A 23,354-nucleotide genomic window follows, 5' to 3' on the forward strand; every position below is an offset into this window, starting at 1 on the left:
AGTATACTGCAACGGCGTTTTATTTGGTGTATGGTATGAATAGGTTTGATGGCGTTTAAAGTTTAAGAAGGGTTGACTAGAGTTTAAGGTTTGATTAAGTTTGAGTTTCATGTATCTCAAGGCATTACTAAAACAAATCCCTTCTCAAATCATTTAAACGTATTGCAAACATTAAACCAACATCAAACTTTAAATCCAATCAAACTTCTATCAGACCTTAAACCCTGCCCCTCCTATCCCCGCTTCGGTTCCGTTCCCCGGAAGGTGTCGAGCTTGTCGTATTTCTGTAGTTTGACGGGTTTGCCTTCCCGGGCTGACTGGTAGATGGCTTCCATGATAATGTGATCCTGAAGCCCTTCTTCGCCCGGCGTGAAGGGTTTTTTATCCTGCTGAATACAGTCCGAGAAGTGGTCCATTTCCAGAGCAAACTGGTTTTTCTCCGCGATCTTCGGCTCTTCGTTGTACTCCACGGGGCCTTCGGCGTGCGACTGCTTCATCGACAGACCTTTATAAGCAAAGGCGGGTTGCATACTCATCCAGCCCTTTTCGGCCAATACTTTGTAGGTACGGTTTTCGTGAGCGGCGTAGGCGGTCGCACAATTGGCGAGTACGCCGCTGGGGAAACGCATTTGCCAGGTCACATTTTCTTCCACTTCCTTAAACAACGGATCGCCGGGCGTGGAGTACTGGTACCCCATCACCTCGGTGGGCTCTTCGCCTAAGGCGTACCGAATGGTGTTCAGACAGTACAATCCAATGTCGGGTAAGGACCCACCGCCAGCCAAAGCTTTCACATGACGCCAGTGCGAAGGATTGGCCGTGTACTGAGCATTCGTTGCTTCAATGAATTTTACCTTACCGAATTTCTTCTGACGGATCGAATCGCGAATCATGGCGTGGTAAGGCTCGTACTGAATCCGGTAGGCAATCATCAGTTTGCGGTTGGCCTGTTTGCAGGCTTCAATCATCTGACGGCATTCCTCGGGCGTATTGGCCATGGGCTTTTCGCACAGAATGTGTTTACCCGCCTTGGCTCCGCGAATGGTGTACTCGGCATGCAGTCCGTTGGGCAGTACAATGTAAATGGCCTGTACCTCCGGGTTATCTTTTAGCTGATCGTAGGTCTGGTAATTGTAAATGTTCTTTTCCGGAACGCCGTACTGTTTTGCCACTTTCAGGGCCTTTTCCCGGTTACCACTAACCAGAGCCGTCACTTTCGACTTTTTGCACTGAGCCAGAGCAGGCAGGATTTCATCGAGCGACAAGTGCCCCAGACCTACAATGGCGTAGCCTACGCGTTGTTCTTCGGGTTGCGGACTAGGCGTGGGGCCAGCGGCCTGCTCGGTTTCTGCCTTCCAGGCCTCCAGTTCAATGGGTTGTTCGGGTTTGGAAGGATCCGTATTTTTAGCGGGCGGCGAAGTGGGCTTCACCCCATCGGTTTTGCCCTGACCTAAGCTGATCTGACAGGCGGCTAATCCCCCCGCAATGCCCGACAAGGCGAGTCCCTGACCCGCCCGGCGTAAGAACAATTGGCGGGACACCGTTTTCTTGTCAGCCAAAAGGTCAGACAACATGGAATCTAAACTTTTCATGGTATACGTGCTATACGTGAGTTGGATAGTAAGCTTTATGCTGAGAAAAAAATGTGCCCATTGGGAAGGAGATTTGAGGTTTGAGATTACTGGAATTTGAAGTTTGAGCTTGGAATAGTTTAAGTAGTGTTTGAGGTTTCATGGAAGGATTGTAAGGGTTTTGTTTATAGCTGGTTATACGTTTTTTGACTGGACTGCTTTTCTCTCTTTAGCTATTGATCTTTGTGGATGGTCTGATGAGTGAGCGTTCGGGCGTGAATCTATGTAAGGCTTTGGAATCGGGGTTTGTTCATCTCGTTTCCCAGTTAACAACTCATAAAACCCGGCGGTACGTATAGTTATTTCCGAACGAACAGGCACAAAAAAAACGAGAGGTGTCGGACCTCTCGTTTGGGAAAAGCGGGCCTTCCAAAAAAAGGACATCCACCTTTCAATCTCAATTTCTATTACTCAGCCGTAGCCGTCGTATTCACGAACGATTCCGCCAGCATCGTTAACTTCTGATCGGTGGCTTCTTCTTCCTGCAGGTTGGCATGGAGCAGACGAGCGGCTTCTTCATAACCTAGAATTTTCGCCCAGGCTACCAGCGTTCCGTAGCTGGCAATTTCGTAGTGCTCTACCTTCTGACAGGCGGCAATGATACCGGCGTCACGGGTCAGACTACCACTTTGCGTTTCAGCAACGATGTCTTCGCCTTCGTCTACCAGTCCGGCCATTGCCTGGCATTTTACGCCTTCCGCTTCCAGACCCAGCGAAGAGAATACCTGATTCAGACGCTGAATCTGTCCTTCCGTTTCGGCCAGGTGCGTACGCAGACCTCCTTTGAGTTCATCCGTCGTCGCGGCGGTTTCCATCTCGGTAAGAGCCGTCGTCAGTTTGTTTTCAGCCCAATAAATATCTTTCAATTGAGCAACGAATAGTTCTGAAAGGCCCTCGGCCTTGTCCATTTGAAAAAGACTAGCAAGACTTGCCATAATAAAATACGTTTGGGTTGATTATACGCTACGTATATACGAAAACCATATACCAATCCGCGGAGGGGCAAGCCAGCCTCACCTTCGAGTAGCCGCTTCCCCAGAAGTGTGGAGCAAAAAAAACGGCTTCCCGAATGTATTCCGGAAAGCCGTTACCTATTGTTAATCAGATCATTACTCGTTCATAGCCCGTGAGACGGTAAGCTCTTCGGGCTTCTGCGGACGGGGTTCTTTTTTCTGAAAACGAGCGATAATTCGGTCTACTACCAGATATACGGAAGGTACGACGAAGAGCGTCAGCACCAGCGAACTCGTCAGACCACCAATGATGACCCAGGCCATACCATTTTTGGTTTCGGCCCCTGCCCCACTGGCTAATGCAATCGGCAACATACCGAAGATCATGGCCAGCGTAGTCATCAAAATCGGACGAAGACGTTCCTTACCCGCTTCCACCAGAGCCGCAACTACTTCTTTTCCTTCGGCTTTCAGGTGGTTGGCAAAGTCTACGATCAGGATGGCGTTTTTCGCGACCAGACCCAACAGCATGATCATACCTACAATCGAGAATACCGTTAAGCTTTCCATCGTCAGAGCCAGAGCCAGCAAGGCACCAATCAGAGCGACGGGAATCGAGAACAATACCACGAACGGATACACGACGCTTTCGTACAGAGCCACCATGATGAAGTACACCAGCAGGATAGCCATGATCAGAGCCAGTCCCAGACTACCGAAGGCATCGGACTGCTGTTGCAACTGACCGAGGTACTGAACTGAGATTCCTTCACCCAGTTTGACATTGGCCATTTTCGCCTGAATGTCGGCCCCTACCGTACCCACCGGACGTCCGACGACCTGCGAGTTGATGGTAATCGAAGACAGACGGTCGTTCCGTTCCAGTACACTTTCTCCAATCCGTTCGTCTACCTGAGCAAATTGCGACAACTGGAAGGTACGTCCCTGGTTGTTGACGAACAGCAGGTTTCCTACGTCATCCGCACTACTGCGGTTGAATCGGTCGAGATTGACCAGAATATCGTACTCGTTCCCGTTCTGTTTGAACTTGGCCCGGTCATCGCCCCGGAAAGCCGTTTGCAGGGCCATTCCTACGTCCGAAGCATTGATACCCAGTTGGGCCATTCGCTCCCGATTCAGTTTGATGGATACTTCCGGTTTTGGATCTTTCACGGAATACTTCACATCCTGCGTACCCGGCGTGGATTTTACAATATTCAATACCTGAGCGGCCGCTTTCCGGATGGAGGGCATATCGGTACCCTTCACGGCAATCTGAATGGGAGCTTCGGAAGAACCAACAATACCTACGGGGCTTACGGTTACTTTCACCCCCGGAACCTTGCCGATTTCTTTCTTGATTTCAACCCCAAACTCATCCGTCGTGTACGTCCGCTCTTTTTTATCGACCAGCTTGACGTTAATATCGGCCAGGTTACTGTTTGACGTGGAGGATAGGGCGTTACTTGTATACCCTACGTTCGAGAAGACGTTCGTTACGCCGGGATGTTTCAACAGAATCTGTTCGGCTTTCTGTACGGCTTCGTTCGTCTGGTAAATGGAAGCAGTTGGGGCTAACTCCAATTGCACGGCAATTTCCCCCTGATCGGATTGAGGCATGAAGGCCGCTCCAATAAAGCCCGCTGGTACCAGTGCAATTGAACCGACAAACAACAGAATGACGATGATAAACACCCAGCGTTTGTGACCCAGGGCTTTTTGCAGTACACCACCGTAATAAGCAATGATCCGGTCGATGAAGCGTTCAAAACCGAGGTTGATTTTACCCCAGAGCGTATTTTCTTTCAGGTGCTCCAGCTTGCCGAAACGCGATACCAGCAACGGCGTAATGGTAAAGGATACCACTAAACTCATCAGCGTCGAGAATACAACGACCAGAGAGAATTCGCGGAGGATGTTACCGATCAAACCACCCGTCAAGGCCAGCGGTACGAATACCACGACGTCCACCAGGGTAATGGCCAGGGCGGTAAACCCGATTTCGCTCCGTCCGTCGATAGCGGCCTGTCGTCGGTCTTTACCCATTTCCATGTGTCGGGTAATGTTCTCCAGAATTACAATGGAGTCATCGACGAGGATACCCACCACCAGCGAGAGTGCCATCAGCGTCATCAGGTTCAGCGAGAATCCTGACAGATACATCAGCATAAACGTCGGCACAATGGACGAAGGCAGAGCCACCAGTACGAACAATGACGACCGGAAGCTGTGCAGGAACAGCAACATCACGACCGATACAATCGCCACGGCCAGGAATAAATCGTCCACTACGGCCTCAGCTGAAGCCAGCGTATACACCGACTGATCCGCCGCAATATTGAATTTAAGGCCGATGGAAGCGTACTGTTTTTCCAGTACCCCGATTCGCTCGCGTACGAGTTCACTCACTTCTACGGCGTTCGCATCACTCTGTTTCAGTACCTGCACCCCGATGGAAGGAATACCGTTGATGTGGTTGATGGCCGTTTCTTTGGCCGTTCCGTCCACGACTTCGGCAACATCCCGTAACAATACATCACCACCGCCGGGCGTATTACCGCTGGCGAGTCGACGAGCAATGATCAGGTTACGCATTTTTTCCACCGACTGTACCGTGGCGTCGAAGTGAATGGAATACTGCGACTGTTGCGTTTCAATCTGACCCGCCGGATAACTGGCGTTGGCGTTGTAAACCGCCTGCGATACCTGACCGATGGAGATGCCATAGGCCCGTAATTTCACGGGATCGACATTGACCTGAATTTCTCGTTCGGCACCACCAATCAGGTTGATCTGACCTACCCCGGCTACGTTGGAAAGCTGGGGCTTGAGTTTTTCGTCCAGCAGATCGAACAGTTGCGTGGGCGACAACTTGGCCGTAACCCCCATCCGGAGGACGGGTAATTCGTCCGTGGAGAATTTATTGATAATCGGATCGTCCACATCTTCGGGCAACAGCGAGAGAATCTGGTTGATTTTCCGCTGGGCATCCTGTTGAGCCAGGTTCACGTCGGCTCCGTTTTTGAGCTGAAGTACGACAGAGGAAACCCCTTCCTGCGAAGTAGATTTGATCCGATCAAGGCCTTCGAGTGAAGAAAGTGCGTCTTCGATGCGTTTGGTCACGTTGGTTTCCACTTCATCGGCGGCAGCCCCCCGATATACCGTAGAAACACTGATGACGTTCGCCTCGAATTTAGGCAGCAGGTTGTAAGACAACTGCTGGTAACTGATGACCCCAAAGAGGATGAGTACCGTAAAGATGGTAGTCACCAGCAGAGGTCGTTTTATGGCTACTTCGGTTATCGACATTTCTTTTTAGTTTACTGTTTTCAGTTTACGATTTTCAGTTTTCTGCCCTTCCAATGGTTAGCCATTGAAAACTGAAAACGCTAAACTGTAAACTATTTATTGACTTGTACGGCAGTGCCTTCGCTCAGGTTGATCTGGCCGGTAGTGACTACTTTTTCGCCGACGTTAAGGCCTGACAATACTTCGATGAAATCACCCAGTTCGCGGCCGACCTGAATTTTACGCTGTTTTACTACCTGTCCCTCTACAACGTATACGTAAGGATTTTTCACACTTTCCACCAGAGCCGTACGCGGAATCTGCAGGGCCCGCTGATTGGATTTCTGCGAGAAATCGACGTTCACGAACGTACCCGCTTTAAGAAGGTTACCGTTCTGAATTGTGATCTCTACGGGATAGTTGTGTTGTTCATCTCCCTGTGGAGCAATGTAGGAGATCGTACCATTGAATGTGCGGTCGGGAAATACATCCGTCGTTACTTTCACGGCGTGACCTTCTTTCAGTGTATACACGTCTTTTTCGTTCACCAGCACCTGTACTTTTAAACGGTTAATATCTAGCACCGTACCCAGTACCGTACCTACGTTGACGTATTCACCCGCTTCTACATTTTTCCTTACGACCCGTCCGCTAATGGGAGCTTTGATGGTTGCGTCCGAAATCTGTTTTTTGATTTGCTGAGCCTGGTTTACCGCGTTGTCGTAATTGTACTTCGTGTCGTTTACCTGCAATTCCGTAGCAGCGTTACCGGCGTACAGGGTGTTATAGCGGTTTACGTCTTTCTTCAACTTATCGATGTTCAGTTGCGTAGCTTCCAGCGATAACGCTTTCAGCTCATTGTCCACCTGTACCAGCGTCGCTCCCTGCCGGACGGCTGTACCCAGTTCAAAATTCACTTTCAATACTTTACCCGCGGCAGTGGCCATAATGTCCGCCTCCCGGAAGGGAATCAGGTTCCCCGTTTTCACGAGTTGCTGCGATACGTCGCCCTCCTGTACCGTCGCTACCGTTACCGGAATCTGGACATTGGTCGTGGTGGGCACTTGATTCTTTTCATCGAGCTTCTTCTTGTTCGACGCTAGCTGGAAGCCGATTAAACCAAGAATGGCAACCAACGCTAGAATGATAATTATTGTAGTACGTTTCATGGTTCTAGGGAAAGACGTCTAAAGTTGATTATAGAAATTCAGGAGTGTACCCTGCGATTGTTCCAGATCCAGCTGAGCCTGGTAATAGTTAATGAGTGAATTGATGTAGTTAGACTGAGCCTCGCGGTACGACTTATCAGCGTTCAGCAGGTCCGTCAGACTTTTCGTACCCTGTTTGTATTGCAGGGTCGTAATGTCGTATACTTCCTGGGCCAGTTTCACCGTCCGATCATCGTTTTCCGTATTCGTTTTGGCTCGTACCAGTTGCGATTCCGCATTGTTGTACTGTAACTTGAAGGACTCTGTATTCAGTCGTTGCTGCTCTTCCTGCGTGAGTACCGTCAGTTTATTTTGCTGATACTGGGCATCCCGACGGAAACCGTCAAAAATGGGAAGATTCAATCGCAGGCCTACCGTACCAAAACCGAGGAAATTCTGAAACGCCCCACTGAATTGATTCGAGAAAGAAAGCGTACCGTAACTGGCGTTAGCCGACAGTGTGGGCAGATAACCCGCTTTCGTCCGTTCCATATTGATGCGTTGCAAATCCAGATTCCGCTCACCTTGCTGGAAACTGACCAGATTGTGGTAATCGAAATCCTGCTTCTGTACTTTAGGCAATTGCTTGACAATGTTCGAATCGCTCAGCGTCAGCGGCTGATCCTGCGATACGCCCATCTGAAACTTCAGCTGATTCAAGGCCAGCTCCAGCGAGTTTTCGGCCAATACTAATTGTGAACGAGCATTGTTGTAGCTTACTTCCGTATTCGTATAATCCACGGGTTGAATAACACCGTTGTCCCGCTGCAGTTTCAGAATCGCTAACACCTGTTGTGTACGGGCCATGTTATCTTTCAGCAGAGCAATCTGCTGCTGCGAAACGAATACCTGGTAATAATTCTTGGCCACGTTGTATACGATGTCCTCCTGAGTCTGACGGGTATTAAGTTCAGCCAGTTTCTTATTCGGTTCGTTCGCTTTAATACCCAGCAACAGCGTCTTATCGTAGATGGTCTGCGTTGCCTGAGCCGCCACATTCGTCTGGTACTTCTGCCCAAAAGCGATCGTCAGGGGTTCGGGGTTACCAAAGGTATTGGCCGGAATTACACTTCGCTGTAGCTTGATGTTGTCCGTAAAGTTACCAGAGCCCGTAACCTGCGGCAGGTACTGTGAGATGGCTTCGCGAGCCTGCTGATTAGCCGTTTCAACCTGATACTGGGCCAGCCGTACGCCACCGTAATTTTTGAGACCGTATTCAATACATTGCTTTAAGGTCCATCCGGGCTGAGCATTTTGAGCTTTGCTGAGTGAAGGCAGAACCGCCATCAGCATTGCAATCAAAAAAGAGTTCGTTTTCATGGATACTGTTGATATGTCAATAAATTCAAATAGGAAGATTACTTTTCATTCTGCTGAGCCAGCTCATCGATTTTACTACGGATCTTCAGGAGCAGGGCAATCTCGGCTTCGTCGAAATGTTTCTCAATCTGGGTGTTCATCTGCTCCAGCGACTCGATTGCTTTTTCAGCGACCAGCTTGCCCGCGGGTGTTAACACCACTACGTTTTTTCGCTTGTCCTGATCATCAGTTGTACTTCTGAGATAGCCATCTCGCTGCAAAGTCTGTATAGAACGCTGAATACCAGCCTTATTCTTCTGCAACATATTCGCAATGTCCTGTTGCGAAGGAGGATTTTTCAATACATACAGCGTAATTAAAATCCGAATTTGTTCAATCTGTAAAGCGTAACCTAACTTGAGTAAGCCTCGATTGGTGTCACGGACAATCAGATGAGAGAGGCCCAGTATGTTGACGACAAACAGCTTTTTGATTCGTTCCAGTAGAGCCTTGTCCGTCAGTTCATATTCGTCTTTCATGGAATTCATGCTGCAAAACTAATATTCGTTTACATATCAACCAATACCGTTGATAAAATGTTTCCACCGGCCATCCCTTTTTTTAGGCATAAAAAAACCTGCTCATGAACGCCATGAGCAGGTTTTGTACTGATCTATTGAAGTGACTGACTAAGCCGTACGCATCGTACGTAACCAGTTTAAATTATCGGAGGCTTGTTCACGGTGCTGATGGAGATTCTTGTACAATTCAGGAAATGCCATCAGGCAGCGATGTTGCATAACGGATTCAAACGCATCCATCAGGGAAACGGTACCACGTTCACAAACTTCCAGTTCTTCGTTCCAGTCCATCTGATTCGAGGTTGGATACAATTCTGCTTGATTTGTCTCTTCCTCCCGACGACCATATTGCCGTGTATACATATTCAATTCATCAGCCAGCGAACCATTTTCCTGGTTGATTCGCATCAGGCGATTACGCAAACGTGGCATTTTGGCTCCCAGGCTCAGGTGAGCAAAGTTGGGTTGACAGCTGCGGGCGACCCGTAGCAGTTGTCCCAATTGCTGAAGCATTACTTGAAGTTCGTTAGGTGCAACACTACCCATAGGATACGAGATTTTGGAATGACGGATTCTTCTAGTCAAGTAGTATAGGAAAAGTGTGCCGTTCGGGAAATCAGGAAATTTTCACTAAAAATTGGGAAACTATGCCCCACTTATTTTTCCTGAAACTCAGCTACTTCCGCATTTTTCCCCAATGCAATTTCTTTCCGCAAGGCTTCCATCAGGTCTTCCATGGCAATGGTGGCAAAGCCCGTTGAATAGTCAGACATGGCGTAGGGAATTAGTAAACGGTCAGCATGAATGACTGCTCCGCAGGTGTATACTACGTTGGGTACGTACCCTTCCCGTTCTTCCCCTTCGGGTGTAAGAATCGGATACGGCAGTCGGGCCAGCACTTTCTGGGGATTGTCCAGATCCAGCAAAAAGACGCCGATACAGTATTTCCGCATGGCTCCTACCCCATGACTGAGTACCAGCCAGCCTTCAGGCGTTTCGATGGGTGAACCGCAGTTACCCAACTGTACGAACTCCCAGGGATACTTGGGAGCCAGCAGCAATTGACTCGTTTCCCAGAAGTACAGATTGTCTGTTTCCATCAGATAGATGTTTTCTCCATCCTGACGACCCAGCATCACGTACTTACCATTGATTTTGCGGGGGAACAGAGCCATTCCCTTATTCTTGACTACATCACCAGCCATGGTTTTCACCCGAAAGTCCATAAAATCTCGCGTTTCGAGTAACTGCGGGAAAATGACCCGTCCATTGTATGCGGTATAGGTTGCGTAATAGACTTTGCTGCCATCATCTTCCATGAACTCCACGAAACGGGCGTCTTCCATCCCGTTCATTTCATTCGGAGAATAAGGGAACAGAATTCGCTCACTGAGGGCCCGGTCATCGCTGTAATGTACTTCATAGTTGGCTTTCATCAACGCCAATATCCCATCCCCCGCTACGCGGTGAGACGGATAGTTGGGGTCTTCTTTCACAACCGGGTACACATCCGAATACGAGACTTCCTCAGGCAGGCGACTGGCAATGCTACTGGCAAAGCCATCATCCAGCCCTAGTTCATGAATTTTCTTTTTGAATACATCCAGCGTCAGATGGGCTTCCGTGTAGGAATTAGGCGGCGTTACGTACCGCGAGTGGCCATCCAGCCAGATACCGCAGTTCTGATCGACAAATCCGGAACGGAAAACAATGGACGAGATATGACCTTCGCCCGTAGCTCGTAAACTGATAATAAATCGGCGGCAACCTTCGGGAAGATTGGTCTGATCGGGGTGCCAGACGATTGAAGGATTAAACAGAGCGGCGGCTTCCAGGGCGTATTCGTGCGTGAAATAAGCTCCAACCAGTAATTGATGTAAGGGGCTTAATTCCTTCGGCAAATTGAAAAAAGAAAGAATCTCTTTGGCCCGGCGGTCCAGATAAGCTTCGACTGCCTGGTGCCGGTGGCGGAATTCCTGAAAAACCTGAGCCAGCTCCTGTTCTACTTCTTCTTCGGTTAGCGTTAGTAAACGATTGACGATCAGTACCATGCGTTCATTTCCTAAATGAAAAGGGCGGAATAGTACCCGGTGCGTGTCCGGTTTTATGATCAGGGGATAACGTTCTACGTTTAACAAAGATTCGCTCATGTCATGGAGACAATTAAAGTGAATGTTCTCAACTCTGAACTTTTCCTGAGAAAAGCCAAAATTGAGAACAAGAAAAGTTCAAGAACTAACGGTCGGGTAACGATCGCTATTTAGCTTTCACTGAATTTTTTTCGCTTTTCTTTTGGCTTGTCTGCTGTTGAACCTGAGCGGCACGAATTTCGGCACGTGCCATCAGATAAGCCAGACAGGATTCAGCTCCCTGATTATAGTTCACCGAATGTGGTTGTAAGCCATCGTAACATCCTCCTGAAGACTCGTCATACAACGCAAGTCCCGTATCGTTTTTGCCTAAATACCAGGCAAAAGCGGTATCGGCAGCCTCCCGCCAGATGTCAAGACCCGAGTAGGCATACGCTGCCAGATAAGCTCCAATGGAAGCGGCGGCCTCCAGGGGTTGCTGATCATATACGGCAGGCTCACTACCCATGGGATAAAATCCTTCAGAACCAATCGCCCGGAAGTGTCCCTCGGGGGCTGTCTGCACATCCCGAAGCCATTCCAGTGTATGCAAACCTACCAGTTGATGCTCGGGTACGTCTGAGCAAAGTAAAGCCTGGGATAAACGGGCGTTATCGTACGTCAAAATAGGTTCGAACCAATACCAGTACGGACGAGCCGTTTGGCGTAATAAGGCACATAGCCGATCACCCAATTCTCGACGGAGTTCCTGCTTATGACGGTCGCCCGGATAGCGGTGTAAAAACTCCGAAAGACCCAGCATAGTGAAGGCCCAGCTCCGGGGCGACGTCATCTCGAGTACTTTATCAATTGAACGGTTGAATAAATCCTGAGCCCAGGCCCGCAGGTCGGGACGACGGGTCCGGGCGATTAATCCACCCAAAGCCCAGATGGCCCGACCGTGACTATCATCCGACCCGAAGCTTTCCAGCCACTCGCGTCCATAAGACATGAAGTTGCGGAAGCGGCCTACCTGCGGATCGAAGGCATGATTCAGGAATGATGCAAACACGTCAATCATCCACGGAATTCGGGCATCTACGATTTCACCGTCCGTATCGAGCCACGAAGCCAATAGTAAAGCCCGGGCGTTATCGTCCGTACAATAGCCTTCTTCGCGGTGCGGTAAGGTGTACCGGGCGTGCTGAATGATTCCCGTGGAATCAGTCAGTCGGTATAAGTGATCCAGCTTTAACGTTGGTAAGGCATCAGCATTCAGATCGAGTCGGTTGGTTACGCTATAACCGAAGAGTCTGTGGTACGAACCAACGGTTTCATGCCATACCATCTGCCGACTGTATTGATAGGCTTCATTGCGAAGTTTATTCCGGTAGTCTGGCTCATCGAACAAATGAATTAACGCTTCTGCGATGGCCTCTGAGGAACCAAAAGGTACCAGTACACCCCGTCCATCGGCTAGTAATTCCTCCGCGTGCCAGTATGGTGTCGATACTACAGCTTTTCCACTTCCTACGGAATAAGCCAGCGTACCGGAAGTGATCTGAGCCGCATTCAAATACGGAGTCAGATAGACATCAGCCATTTGCAGGTACTGAAGCAAATCTTCTTTTTCGACGAATCGATTATGGAATTGTACGTGTTCGGCTACGCCTAATTCTTCAGCCAAACGAACCAGGCTAGTCCGATACGCTTCGCCGTGTTCACGAATCAGGTTAGGGTGCGTAGCTCCGAGTACAACATATCGCAAATCCGGATGTTTCTTCACTACCTCAGGCAATGCTGAAATAGCGGTTTCGATACCCTTGTTGGGAGAGATCAATCCAAAGGTGAGTACTACTTTTTTGCCATCCAGTCCAAAACCTGCCTTGGCTTCATCCGGATTGGTAAAGGCAACATCTGGAATGCCGTGCGGAATGACTACAATTTTTTCGGGCTCGATTTCATAGATATTTTCCAGGAACTGGCGTCCACGCTCCGACATCACCACTACAAAGGCAGAACGGTCAGCGATCGCCCGTAAAATCCGATCCTGATCGGGTGAAGGTTTTTCCAGAATGGTATGGAAGGTTGTAATCACGGGCATTTTCAGCCGATCAAGCAGATCAATCACATACTCACCCGAATTGCCACCGTAAATCCCATACTCATGTTGCATGCACACCACCTCAACTCCCGACTCATTCAGGTAGCGAGCCGTTTGTACGTACGCTGAACGACTGTTCTGATCAAAGGTATAGCGAACTTCTGAAGGGTAATCGTATTCTCCCGGACGGTCTTCAACCGCTACCACGAACGTATCAAGATCCGCGTATCGTTCCTGAAAGTGGGTACGTAAATCGTGCGTAAACGTAGCAATACCACATTGACGCGGTAAATAATCACCCAGGAAAGCAATACGGCGTACAGGTAGAGTATCGATTAATTTCATAAAAAGCTCATTGGTGTTCATACGACTGGTCTTTATATACAAGTGAATCTTTTCCTCGTCTCGTTCAACAGGACTCAAAAGTCCTACCCTTTTAACAAAAACCTAGTACCAAAACACTTTTCAGGCAATTTGCGGGTACTTCTGAAAGGTCATTATGAAATTGTGGCAATTTTTCCCCGATTACCAATCCTCACTTCACCTTTGTTAAGTACAAACTGAGGTATCATTTTTTTGCAATTCATGCGACCAACCAAAAGATAATCCAACTATGCAAACACCAACACCAGCCCAAACCCAGCCGCATCAGCCCGGTATTGAAGCCGATATGCACCCCCAACCCATCTTCATTCGGGACTCCTACAAGGGTGCTGACAAGTTACGCGGCAAAGTAGCCCTGATCACGGGTGGCGATAGTGGGATTGGCCGGTCGGTAGCCGTTCACTTTGCCCGCGAGGGAGCCGACGTAGCCATCGTTTATCTGGAAGAAAATGAAGATGCGTACGATACCCGCAAACTCGTTGAAGCCGAGGGCGTACAGTGTCTACTCATTCAGGGGAATATCCAGCATCCCGAGTTCTGCAAAGCGGCGGTTGAGAAGACGGTTCAGCATCTGGGCCAACTGAATATACTGGTCAATAACGCAGCAGAACAACACCCACACGAATCCTTCGAAGACCTCACGCAGGCGGAACTGGAAAACACGTTCCGTACCAATATTTTTTCCTTTTTCCATTTTACCTGGGCCACTCTGCCCCATTTGAAAGAAGGAGACAGTATCGTCAATACGACTTCTGTAACTGCGTTCCGGGGTAGCCCTTCCCTGGTTGACTATGCCTCAACGAAAGGAGCCATTACGGCTTTTACGCGTTCACTGTCCGAACAACTGGCTGAAAAAGGAATTCGGGTAAACGCGGTGGCTCCCGGTCCCATCTGGACGCCACTGATTCCCGCCACCTTCCCAGCCGAAAAAGTGGAAGCGTTTGGCAAGGATGTACCCCTGAAGCGGGCCGGTCAACCCTGTGAGGTAGGCCCCTGTTACGTATTTCTGGCCTCGGAAGACGCTAGCTACATTACAGGACAAACCCTGCACCCGAACGGCGGTACGGTCATTAATGCCTAAAAAGCATCTTAACGAAAAAGGGAAGTGCGATTCGAATCGCACTTCCCTTTTTCGTTACTCGGGTAATTCGGCGGCATTAAACCAGAAACTGGCCAGTTGCTGAATCAGATCGAGCGTTTCGCGGTACGTATTGGGTTTTACCAGATATGAGTTGGAGCCAAGCTGGTAGGATTCCTGAATATCAAAAGGCGAACGTGAGGTAGTAAAGACAATTACTGGAATGGATTTTAACGAATCATCCGCTTTTATTTCGGATAAAACCTCCTTCCCACTCTTGCGAGGCATATTCAGATCCAGCAGAATCAACCCGGGCCGAGGACTTGATTCAGGATCTGCGTATCGACCTCTTCGTTTGAGATAATCGCAACATTCTTCTCCATCCGCCACAAATCGTAGTTTAACAGGATGATAGTACTCTTCCAGAGCATCTTTAAATAAATCCTGATCGTCGGAATCGTCATCTGCCATCAGCAAAACGAAATCCAGAGGTTTTTTCATGCGGAAAGGATCGCTAATTCGCTAGTCATCCCCTATCGATCCATAAAAAGGGCACTAGTGGAATTTTAACTAATCGCTGCACAAAACTGTTTAGGAAGCGTACAAAAATAAAATCCGGCCGCCAGACCGGATTTTGCACTACCGTAATCGCCTGTACGTACGTCAGACTAATTGGTGTTTGTACGTGTGTTGTCTCCGTACATCTCATGCGACGGATACGGCTTCATGATTCCATTTTCACGCGTATCCAGTTGCTGAATTTCGTCGAGTTCGTCATCGCCGATGACAATATCCGAATCGGTTGAAAAATCCTCGTCGATGACGGGCTCTTGCTCTTCCGTAAGCTCTTCGTCCTCATCATCGTATACTGTCAGATCTTCCTCTTCGTACTCCTCATCGTCCAGATCTTCAACATTTTCGTCCAGTTCATCTTCATCTGGATCGGGAGCCAGGGACGCTCGAACGTCTTCTTCGATGGCCTCATTAGGATTAATCATAGCTGTGTATGTTTAGAAAGTTGATAATTTATTCGATGCGAGTAAGCTGGTCTACGGCAATTTCCCCCTGATCGGTCAGGAGCACTAACGTATTACGACCCTGCTGCTGACTCTGTCCCATCCCCAGCACAAAATAGGGTGCGGTACTATATCGTTCACCGGAGTTCAGAGCCAGTAAGGATTGTTCAGGATAAAATACGTAGGAAATTCCGTTTTGTGTTCCTTGCCAGCCACCCGTGAGTGTCTTTTCGGGCTCGGTTGTCTCTGCCTCTTCCGTTGCTCCCAGGGGTTGTTCCTGGCGGGCGTAGGCCTGAGCGGCAGACACTTCGGCATAGGCGGACGACTGAGCCGCCAGTGGAGCCAGTTGTTCGATTAATTCGGTTACGCGGGCTTTCAGCGTATGATTGTTCCAGTCACCGATCATGAGCATTCCATGTTGCCATTGACCCTGACCGCCCAGTTCGGGTGAGCTAAATTGTACCTGTTTGCCCTGCGAGCGTACTAATCCATCCCAGATATGTTGTACGACCGGCAAACTGAAGCCAAATCGCTGAGCCGATTCTTCCAGTATCATTGGTGTTCGTTCTGCCATATGCCTTATTTTTTCTTCAGACACAGAAAAATTTGTACCAATCGTGCCTCAAAAGGGCTTTGTTTTCCTAAAAATCAAGCGTTATTGTCGTTAACAAACGCTAATGTTTTCATAGTCAGTTACTCGTATCTGGCGTTACCGGGAAATTTTAGAAGCAATGCTTTGCTTCCGCACCGTGCGTGGAATCCAACTCCTGGGCGGTACTGGGTACGATCTGCCCAAATACACGCCGTACTGTCGCTGCTCGGCAGGTCGCATTCGCCAGGGTTCGTACAGAAAACGTGGCGGCAGATGAGCCAGTTCCGGCAACCAGATCCGCAGAAAGTGTATGACATCCGATAAGGTACGAGCCTCTTTTACTGGATTTAGAAATTTTCTATTCGCACGCCTACTCCGATAGGCATCCAGAAGCATCGGATCAAAGTCAAGGGATTGCCGGGCCATCCACTGCCAGCCTTCGGCTTCGAACTCAGGCAGGCGTTGCCGCAGTACCGAAGTCAATAGCTCTCGTAACCGGGGAATGAGATAACCCGTTTCGAGCAAACAACGCATCGCGGCATCTACCAGCGGCAGACCTGTCTGCCCTGTTTTCCAGGCTTCGAACCGGTCGTCTTCCTCCCGTCGCTCCGGAAGGGAAGCAACAGCAGGTTCGTACCAGCGAGCCTGTAACCGATCGTGTAGCCAGAGTTTTTGCTGAAACAGTTTCAGATCATGGCTGTAAAAGCCCTCCTTAATGGCTTTGGACGCCGCCTGATACACTTCCCGAACCGAAAGGTTTCCCCAGGACAAATAAGCGGACAACCGGCTGGCATTATACCGACTCAGGTACGGGTTATCTTCCGCCCGGCTGTATTGCACCGACCGGATTTTGATAAAACTCGTCAGCCACTCCCGAGCCTGCGTAAAGCCGCCACGTTGGAAATGGAAGTCGCGAATATGAAAGGGATGCAAGTCATCCACGGCGGACAGATGTTCCGTAAAGCCAGCCCCGAGTGATACGGTTTTCAGTTGCGATAAGTCGAGCGGTGGTATGGGTTTTCGCATCACCTGCTGCCAGCGGCGTTTGCCGTCGGCTTCCTGAAGGTCTGCTCCCGAGACTTTCGGGAAGCGTACCCACTCTACTCCTTCGTTGTGACAATATTCCTGAATGGCCTGGTTGCGTTGGTGAAGCACCGGCAGTCCGGTTTCTTCGTACGAGAAAACAGTTTCTACGCCGTACCGGCGGTGCAGCCGCTGCAGTACGGCCAGAAAGTCATTCCGAATAATGTGCAGGGTGTGATGCTGCTGCTGAAAGGCCGCCGACAACTCCTGAAGTGACTCCCGGATAAATCGCCCGTGGCGTTTATCAAAATGCGGATCTTTTAGCAAGAGCGGTTCATAACAAAACAGCAATACTACTGCCTGTCCTTCTGCCAGAGCCGCCTGTAGCGGAAGATGATCCGACCATCGTAAATCTCGCTGAAACCATAAAATATTCATACTGATCCTGCCATTCTATTCGCTGAAAACGAAAGAAGTATACCAACTCGAGCCATCGAAAGAAAGGCTCATTCATATAGAATTTGACCGTCTGGCCGTTTTAGCTTTGTTTTGTGAATAAATTTAGAACATACATCGGCCGATGCTTCGACGAATTCTCCCCCTTTTGTCCCTGATTTTCATTACGTTGCTTGGTACAGAAGCTTCTGCTCAGGTGCTACACCTCAAGCCTCACTATGGTTTAAAAGCCGGGCTTACTTCAGGTTATACCATTCGCAGTCCGAAAGGCGACGTTGTTTCCCGCTTTAATTCAGGCCTGCACCTTGGTGGGTTTTACCGCCAGCGTTTCAATAAATTTGTGATTCAACCAGAAGTGGTCTTAACGCAACGCGGCGGTGCTCTGAAAGCCAATAATGTCGTCACCCGTAACTCCTTCTACTATGCCACCGGAGCTGCCGTATTTGGCTACGTTATCACCGAAGGATTGACACTGGAAGCGGGTCCGGAGTATGCCTACGCCATCAACGGCCCGGAAAGCACGCCCCGTGGACCTAACAACCGCAGTGACTACGGATTTACCGCTGGTCTTCGGTATGACTTCATGGATGCTGCCGACAAGATTAGCCTGAACTTACGCTATAGCCGTGGTTTTAATAATGTGATTACGACCGAACCCGGTGTAAATTTCTACAATCAGGCCGTTCAGATTTCGCTGATTTATAATTTTTACAAAGAGTAGTCGTTATTCAGGAAAATAAAAAGAATAAAAAAGACGCCCGTAGGATGCAACCTGCGAGCGTCTTTTTACATCTGCCCCCCGGAGCCTCCGCCTGCGTTTCGGCAATGGCACGCGTTTGGTACGATTGTAGATTTTGGGAGAGGAAATACGGGGTTTCATCCTCTAAAATCTGATAGTAGCCATGAATACTCGTCGAAAAGCAATACATTTGTTTACAGTAACATTTGCCAAGGGCAATTCTTTATTCTGCATGACAAAACGATTAATCATAGCACTTTCGGCCCTTCTGCTTGTGGGTTTATCCGCAGAGCACGGCATGGCCCAGGGGCAAGTTAAAGCGATTCAGTTCTCCGGCGTAGTTGTGGGTGGAAAGCAATCCGAAGTTTTGCCCTCCGCTACGATCAATATTGCCAACACGGGACGGGGTACGGTTACCTCCAACAATGGTTTCTTTAACATTCCTGTTTTTCCGGGTGATAGTATCATCTTTAGCTATACGGGTTATCGCAGACAATACCTGATCATTCCAAAAAACTATAACGAGCCCTCCTATTCGGCCAAGATTCAGTTACGGGAGGATGCTATTACACTGCGGGAGGTGAAAGTTTATCCTTTCCGGAATTTCGAAGAGTTCAAGAAGGAATTCCTGACCATGAACTTACCCGATCAGCAGGAACGCGAAGCATTGGCTCGCAACATGGATCCCGATTACTTACGCAGAATGGGAGCCATGCAGGGCTCAGGTGTAAACTCCAGCTTCCAGGCTTCTCAGAATCAGATTAGCAACTACAACGCCAATAAAGGTTTTGCGAGTACCATCCCTTTCTTCAATCCGCTGGCCTGGGCGAGCTGGATTAAATCAGTGAAGGATGGAGCCCTGAAAGACAACTCCTGGAAGGAGATTTACAAAGACGCTCCTACGCTGAATACCAACCGGGATTCATACATCCGGCAACAACGTCGAAACAATTAAAGGTTTAAGAAGCTATATTATTAGGGAGGCTGGTTCGTGAAATCAGCCTCCCTTTTTTTAGATCTTTATTCGCCAATTCACTCGTCTTTTCTTTTGGTAAGTCGCCTGAACAGCTCTTGTACTAATCCGCTATAAAATAGGTTTATGACGCTACAGGCCCCATTTTACCTGTCAAAATAACAGAAATCGTAGAAATAGGTCTACATAATTCTGCCAGTTTGGCTTGAGTCTTCTTCTGGAAAGGTGTTTTTCTATATAAGGGAAAAACCCATAAAGCCATGAAACCGCAAATCTCAGTACCGAAAGAAATTCTCGCTAATATAGACTTTGCAAATACGTTGAACGGTGGTCGGACTGAATCATTAGTCTGGGTAAACCGCGGCGAGGCGGGCTATGAAGTATTTGTAAAAATGCCAGGCGTTGATCCTGATGACTTACAGGTTGATATTGAAAACGGCCACTTATGGCTGTACACCCTGCACCCTGTATTGAAAGTAAACGAAGAGGAAGAAGTAGAAAGCTTCTTACCTTACACGGTGGGCGATCTGTTGATTCCGAGTGACGTAGACGTCGAACATATTTCGGCCCGTTACCGCAACGGACGTTGGCGAGTATTCCTGCCTTTCAGCGAAGATGAAGGATTACAACGTCACATTGATCTTGATTGGGAATAAGTAATTGTTTGGTCTTTCTTTTGGACTGGGATTGCTTAGAAATACGTTAACCTATAAGAATATCTGCCAACGCTCTGAGGGGCGTTCAGACTCATAAAAAAAGAGGCTTCTAGTAATTAGAAGCCTCTTTTTTTATTCCTTCCGGTCAGCCGATTCCTTTCGATCGGTCATTACAGTATCGGCAATCGGGACGGGTTCTTCATTTTTCACTTCCTGCTCCTCGCCGCCCTCATCGTGGGCCATTTCGTAGCTTTCCTTGAGGTTTTCGGCTTCAGCTACCGGATCCTGTACCTGACGGTCCATGTCCTCATCGCGAAGGGGATAGCTTACGCCCGGATCACCCTGACCGGGGTCGGTGCTATAGCCTTTTTCCGGGTCACGTTTTTCCAGAGCTTGGTAATGATGCTTGTGCTGATTATCTTCCTGCCACTCCAGATCATGCTGGGGTTCTTTGCGGGGATTTTCTTCCTGATTCGTATTCATGACAATATCAATAGTTCGTTTCCCTAAGAAAACGAAAAGACTATTCCAGCTTCCCGCCCCTACGCATTCGGAAGTGAGGCTACTTTTGTACTTTTGCAAAAAATAGGTTCGCTGGAATAATTTGTAACGGACAACTCAATAACGATTAACTACTTAGTATGGGAAGAGCTTTTGAATTCCGAAAAGCCCGTAAGTTCAAACGATGGGGCCAAATGGCCAAAACCTTTACCCGAATCGGTAAAGACATTACGCTGGCGGTAAAAAGTGGTGGTTCTGATCCCAACTCCAACTCACGCCTGCGGGCCATGATTCAAAACGCGAAAGCGGCGAACATGCCCAAAGACAACGTAGATCGGGCCATTAAACGAGCGACGGCGAAAGATCAGGAAGACTACAAAGAGGTAGTATACGAAGGCTACGGCCCGCACGGTATCGCCGTTTTGATTGAATGCACGACCGACAACACCAACCGGACGGTAGCCAACATCCGTAGCTACTTCAACAAGCTGGGTGGTAGTCTGGGTACGTCTGGGATGCTGGATTTTATCTTTGATCGTAAATCCGTATTCAAGATTGCCAATAGGCCGGGGCTGGACATTGAAGAGCTGGAACTCGAACTGATTGATTTCGGTGCAGAAGAAGTATTTCTGGATCCAGAAACGGATCAGGTCATTATTTACGGCGAATTTACCGCTTTTGGTGGCTTACAACATTTCTTGGAAGAGAACGGTTACGAAATTCAGGGAGCCGATTTCGAGCGTATCCCCAACGATACGAAAGAACTCTCCGAAGAAGAAGCCGCTGACATGGATAAACTGATTGAACGTATCGAGGAAGACGACGACGTTCAGAACGTGTATCACAACATGCGTTAATCGGTACTGATTGATACCAACAAAAAGGGCGGTAACTCTGGTTTACCGCCCTTTTTGTTGGTAGTATCATCCGCAGAAGGCTCTTCTTATTCAAACGTTCAAACCTTTCAAACCTTGCCCTACTTCACCGCCTGCTGACTCTTATCATCCGGTTCAAAATCCATCACAACGGAGTTCATGCAATAGCGTTTGTGCGTAGGAGCCGGACCGTCATCAAACAGGTGACCCAGGTGACCGCCGCAACGTCCGCATAAAACTTCGATCCGATTCATGCCGTGCGAACGATCTTCCTTGTACTCGACGCTGTGCGGCCGCATCGTTTCGAAGAAGCTGGGCCATCCGCAACTGCTGGCAAATTTGGCATCTGACTTAAACAGAGCATTACCGCAAGCCGCACAATAGTACGTACCGCGGCCCGTAAAGTTCCAGTACTTACCCCGGAAGGCCCATTCAGTGGCCGCTTCCCGGGCTACGGCATATACTTCGGGTTCGAGTACTTTTTTCCATTCGGCATCGGATACGTTCAGTTTCGTAGTATCGGTGCGGGAATAATAGGGATTCTTCGTTTTTACGTCCATTTTCTTGGGCTTCTTATCCTGTGATTGAGATTGGCAACTGCCCATAACAACCATGGTACAGACCATAAACAAACTCAGCAGCGTTGCTTTCATAGCCGGTTTTAGAAAAATGTTATGCCTTTAGTACTTAAACCCTAAACGATAGGGCAACGTTCGGGACTGCGTAAGTTTTTTGGTGCCCTGAAATATCCCTGCCCGTACTAAACCTAGCCCAGATTTTTACGTTTATAGTTCCGTACCATGGACCACCCTTCTTAGGCAAACGGTCCATTCACTATCGCATCTTCATGTCTTCACGTAATCATAAAATCGAGCGTAAAAATTTGGGAACTTCACCCGGTACGCTTCAATACATAGGATTGCCCCTTGATAATCAAATTAAAATTACCCGGATTGATTTTACGCTGGAAGGGCATCAAAAGAAAATTGTACAGAACTATTCCGAAGCCAGCCCTTCGACAACGGGGATCACCTGGCTGAATATCGACGGCATTCATAAACCCGAAGTCATTGCTGAAATCGGTCGCCTGTATCAGCTTCACCCGCTCATGCAGGAGGATATTCTAAACACGCTGCAAAAGCCCAAGTTTGAGTTTTTCGGGGAGAATACCCTGTTCATCGTACTGAAGTGGCTGGAGTATAATCCCCACACGCGTGAGGTAGAACCTGAACACGTAGCCCTGGTACTGGGGCCTCGCTGGGTACTTTCGTTCCAGGAAGAACGGAGCCGGGATATTTTTGAAGTGATCCGAAAACGTATTGAAGCCGGTGCCGGCAAAACGCGGCAAAATGGAGCGGACTATCTGCTGTATGCCCTGGCGGATGTAGTAGTAGATCAGTATTTCCGGGTGCTGGATTGTGTGGAAGAAAACCTGGATCGGCTCGAAGAGGCCCTGTTTAAAAATGCCGAGCAGAAGCACCTCGAAGAGATTTATACCGTTAAACGCGAACTGGGCGTGATGCGGAAAGTGGTTACGCCACTACGGGAAATTACCCTGAGTCTTTCGCGGGAAGCTCCCCTGAACGGGCAGTCGCTGATTTCAGCCAATACGGAAATTTATCTGCGGGATTTGTACGATCACATCAATCAGGTAAACGAAACTGTAGAACTCTACCGCGACCAGATGACCAGTTTGATGGATCTGTACAATTCGACCATTAGTAACCGGCTGAACAATGTAATGAAAGTACTGACCATCATATCGGTCATCTTCATGCCATTGACCTTCGTAGCCGGTATCTATGGGATGAATTTTGAATACATGCCAGAACTACACTGGCGGTACGGCTATCCTTTCGCGATGGGTCTGATGGCGGTGATGGTCGTGATCATGCTACTCTGGTTCCGGCGAAAACACTGGCTGTAGC

The 23,354-nt window shown here is 48.7% G+C and carries 21 protein-coding genes; 6 read left to right on the forward strand and 15 right to left on the reverse strand.

Going from position 1 to position 23,354, the window contains the following annotated elements:
- Positions 1-233 precede the first annotated feature (233 nt).
- The 9 genes from BWI97_RS07370 to BWI97_RS07410 form a co-directional block, all read right to left on the reverse strand.
- Positions 234-1,592 (reverse strand): Gfo/Idh/MocA family protein, encoded by a 1,359-nt coding sequence (locus BWI97_RS07370; RefSeq protein ID WP_102200559.1) that lies wholly within the window; start codon positions 1,590-1,592, stop codon positions 234-236.
- Positions 1,593-2,038: 446 nt separating this feature from the next.
- Positions 2,039-2,566, reverse strand: coding sequence for a ferritin-like domain-containing protein (locus tag BWI97_RS07375; RefSeq protein WP_094810831.1), 528 nt, complete (start codon positions 2,564-2,566; stop codon positions 2,039-2,041).
- Positions 2,567-2,740: 174 nt separating this feature from the next.
- The gene (locus BWI97_RS07380; protein WP_102200560.1) at positions 2,741-5,893 is read right to left on the reverse strand and encodes an efflux RND transporter permease subunit; all 3,153 of its coding nucleotides are present in this window, start codon (positions 5,891-5,893) and stop codon (positions 2,741-2,743) included.
- A 92-nt stretch (positions 5,894-5,985) separates the two neighbouring features.
- Positions 5,986-7,041 (reverse strand): efflux RND transporter periplasmic adaptor subunit, encoded by a 1,056-nt coding sequence (locus BWI97_RS07385; protein WP_102200561.1) that lies wholly within the window; start codon positions 7,039-7,041, stop codon positions 5,986-5,988.
- A gap of 18 nt (positions 7,042-7,059) precedes the next feature.
- Positions 7,060-8,400 (reverse strand): TolC family protein, encoded by a 1,341-nt coding sequence (locus BWI97_RS07390; protein WP_102200562.1) that lies wholly within the window; start codon positions 8,398-8,400, stop codon positions 7,060-7,062.
- 38 nt (positions 8,401-8,438) lie between these two features.
- A complete protein-coding gene (locus BWI97_RS07395) occupies positions 8,439-8,918 on the reverse strand; it encodes a MarR family winged helix-turn-helix transcriptional regulator (protein WP_158242709.1) in 480 nt (159 codons plus the stop codon).
- 150 nt (positions 8,919-9,068) lie between these two features.
- Positions 9,069-9,473, reverse strand: a complete 405-nt coding sequence (locus BWI97_RS07400; RefSeq protein ID WP_102200563.1) for a hypothetical protein — start codon at positions 9,471-9,473, stop codon at positions 9,069-9,071.
- A 143-nt stretch (positions 9,474-9,616) separates the two neighbouring features.
- On the reverse strand, positions 9,617-11,110 hold the full coding sequence (locus tag BWI97_RS07405; protein WP_102200564.1) for a glycoside hydrolase family 130 protein: 1,494 nt from the start codon (positions 11,108-11,110) through the stop codon (positions 9,617-9,619).
- Between the two features lie 106 nt (positions 11,111-11,216).
- Positions 11,217-13,478, reverse strand: coding sequence for a glycosyltransferase family 4 protein (locus tag BWI97_RS07410; RefSeq protein WP_094811018.1), 2,262 nt, complete (start codon positions 13,476-13,478; stop codon positions 11,217-11,219).
- A 268-nt stretch (positions 13,479-13,746) separates the two neighbouring features.
- Between BWI97_RS07410 and BWI97_RS07415 the strand changes: the two genes are divergently transcribed.
- Positions 13,747-14,598, forward strand: a complete 852-nt coding sequence (locus BWI97_RS07415) for an SDR family oxidoreductase (protein WP_102200565.1) — start codon at positions 13,747-13,749, stop codon at positions 14,596-14,598.
- A gap of 54 nt (positions 14,599-14,652) precedes the next feature.
- On the opposite strand, the gene BWI97_RS07420 is transcribed toward BWI97_RS07415, so the two are convergent.
- The 4 genes from BWI97_RS07420 to BWI97_RS07435 form a co-directional block, all read right to left on the reverse strand.
- Positions 14,653-15,096: a response regulator gene (locus BWI97_RS07420; RefSeq protein WP_102200566.1), complete on the reverse strand. Its 444-nt coding sequence runs from the start codon at positions 15,094-15,096 to the stop codon at positions 14,653-14,655.
- 167 nt (positions 15,097-15,263) lie between these two features.
- On the reverse strand, positions 15,264-15,593 hold the full coding sequence (locus BWI97_RS27625) for a hypothetical protein (protein ID WP_158242710.1): 330 nt from the start codon (positions 15,591-15,593) through the stop codon (positions 15,264-15,266).
- Between the two features lie 28 nt (positions 15,594-15,621).
- Positions 15,622-16,167: a hypothetical protein gene (locus BWI97_RS07430; RefSeq protein ID WP_102200567.1), complete on the reverse strand. Its 546-nt coding sequence runs from the start codon at positions 16,165-16,167 to the stop codon at positions 15,622-15,624.
- 153 nt (positions 16,168-16,320) lie between these two features.
- Entirely contained in the window at positions 16,321-17,664 is a 1,344-nt protein-coding gene (locus BWI97_RS07435; protein WP_102200568.1) for an FAD-binding domain-containing protein, read from the reverse strand.
- 142 nt (positions 17,665-17,806) lie between these two features.
- Here BWI97_RS07435 and BWI97_RS07440 point away from each other — a divergent pair, with 142 nt between their 5' ends.
- The 3 genes from BWI97_RS07440 to BWI97_RS07450 all read left to right on the forward strand — a co-directional run bounded on the left by BWI97_RS07440 (position 17,807) and on the right by BWI97_RS07450 (position 20,050).
- Positions 17,807-18,403 carry an outer membrane beta-barrel protein gene (locus BWI97_RS07440; protein WP_094810689.1) on the forward strand — a complete coding sequence of 199 codons (597 nt, stop codon included), beginning with the start codon at positions 17,807-17,809 and terminating at the stop codon, positions 18,401-18,403.
- A gap of 250 nt (positions 18,404-18,653) precedes the next feature.
- Positions 18,654-19,376, forward strand: a complete 723-nt coding sequence (locus BWI97_RS07445) for a carboxypeptidase-like regulatory domain-containing protein (protein ID WP_158242711.1) — start codon at positions 18,654-18,656, stop codon at positions 19,374-19,376.
- 278 nt (positions 19,377-19,654) lie between these two features.
- Positions 19,655-20,050, forward strand: coding sequence for an Hsp20/alpha crystallin family protein (locus BWI97_RS07450; protein ID WP_102200570.1), 396 nt, complete (start codon positions 19,655-19,657; stop codon positions 20,048-20,050).
- 132 nt (positions 20,051-20,182) lie between these two features.
- On the opposite strand, the gene BWI97_RS07455 is transcribed toward BWI97_RS07450, so the two are convergent.
- Positions 20,183-20,632 carry a hypothetical protein gene (locus tag BWI97_RS07455; RefSeq protein WP_158242712.1) on the reverse strand — a complete coding sequence of 150 codons (450 nt, stop codon included), beginning with the start codon at positions 20,630-20,632 and terminating at the stop codon, positions 20,183-20,185.
- A gap of 59 nt (positions 20,633-20,691) precedes the next feature.
- On the opposite strand from BWI97_RS07455, the gene BWI97_RS07460 reads away from it, so the two are divergent.
- Positions 20,692-21,408, forward strand: coding sequence for a YebC/PmpR family DNA-binding transcriptional regulator (locus tag BWI97_RS07460; RefSeq protein WP_094810697.1), 717 nt, complete (start codon positions 20,692-20,694; stop codon positions 21,406-21,408).
- Positions 21,409-21,527: 119 nt separating this feature from the next.
- On the opposite strand, the gene msrB is transcribed toward BWI97_RS07460, so the two are convergent.
- Positions 21,528-22,079: a peptide-methionine (R)-S-oxide reductase MsrB gene (gene msrB / locus BWI97_RS07465; RefSeq protein WP_094810699.1), complete on the reverse strand. Its 552-nt coding sequence runs from the start codon at positions 22,077-22,079 to the stop codon at positions 21,528-21,530.
- A gap of 194 nt (positions 22,080-22,273) precedes the next feature.
- Between msrB and corA the strand changes: the two genes are divergently transcribed.
- Positions 22,274-23,353 (forward strand): magnesium/cobalt transporter CorA, encoded by a 1,080-nt coding sequence (corA, locus tag BWI97_RS07470; protein ID WP_102200571.1) that lies wholly within the window; start codon positions 22,274-22,276, stop codon positions 23,351-23,353.
- Position 23,354 lies beyond the last annotated feature (1 nt).

The organism is Siphonobacter sp. BAB-5405, from assembly GCF_002872335.1.
Classification (GTDB): Bacteria; Bacteroidota; Bacteroidia; order Cytophagales; family Spirosomataceae; genus Siphonobacter.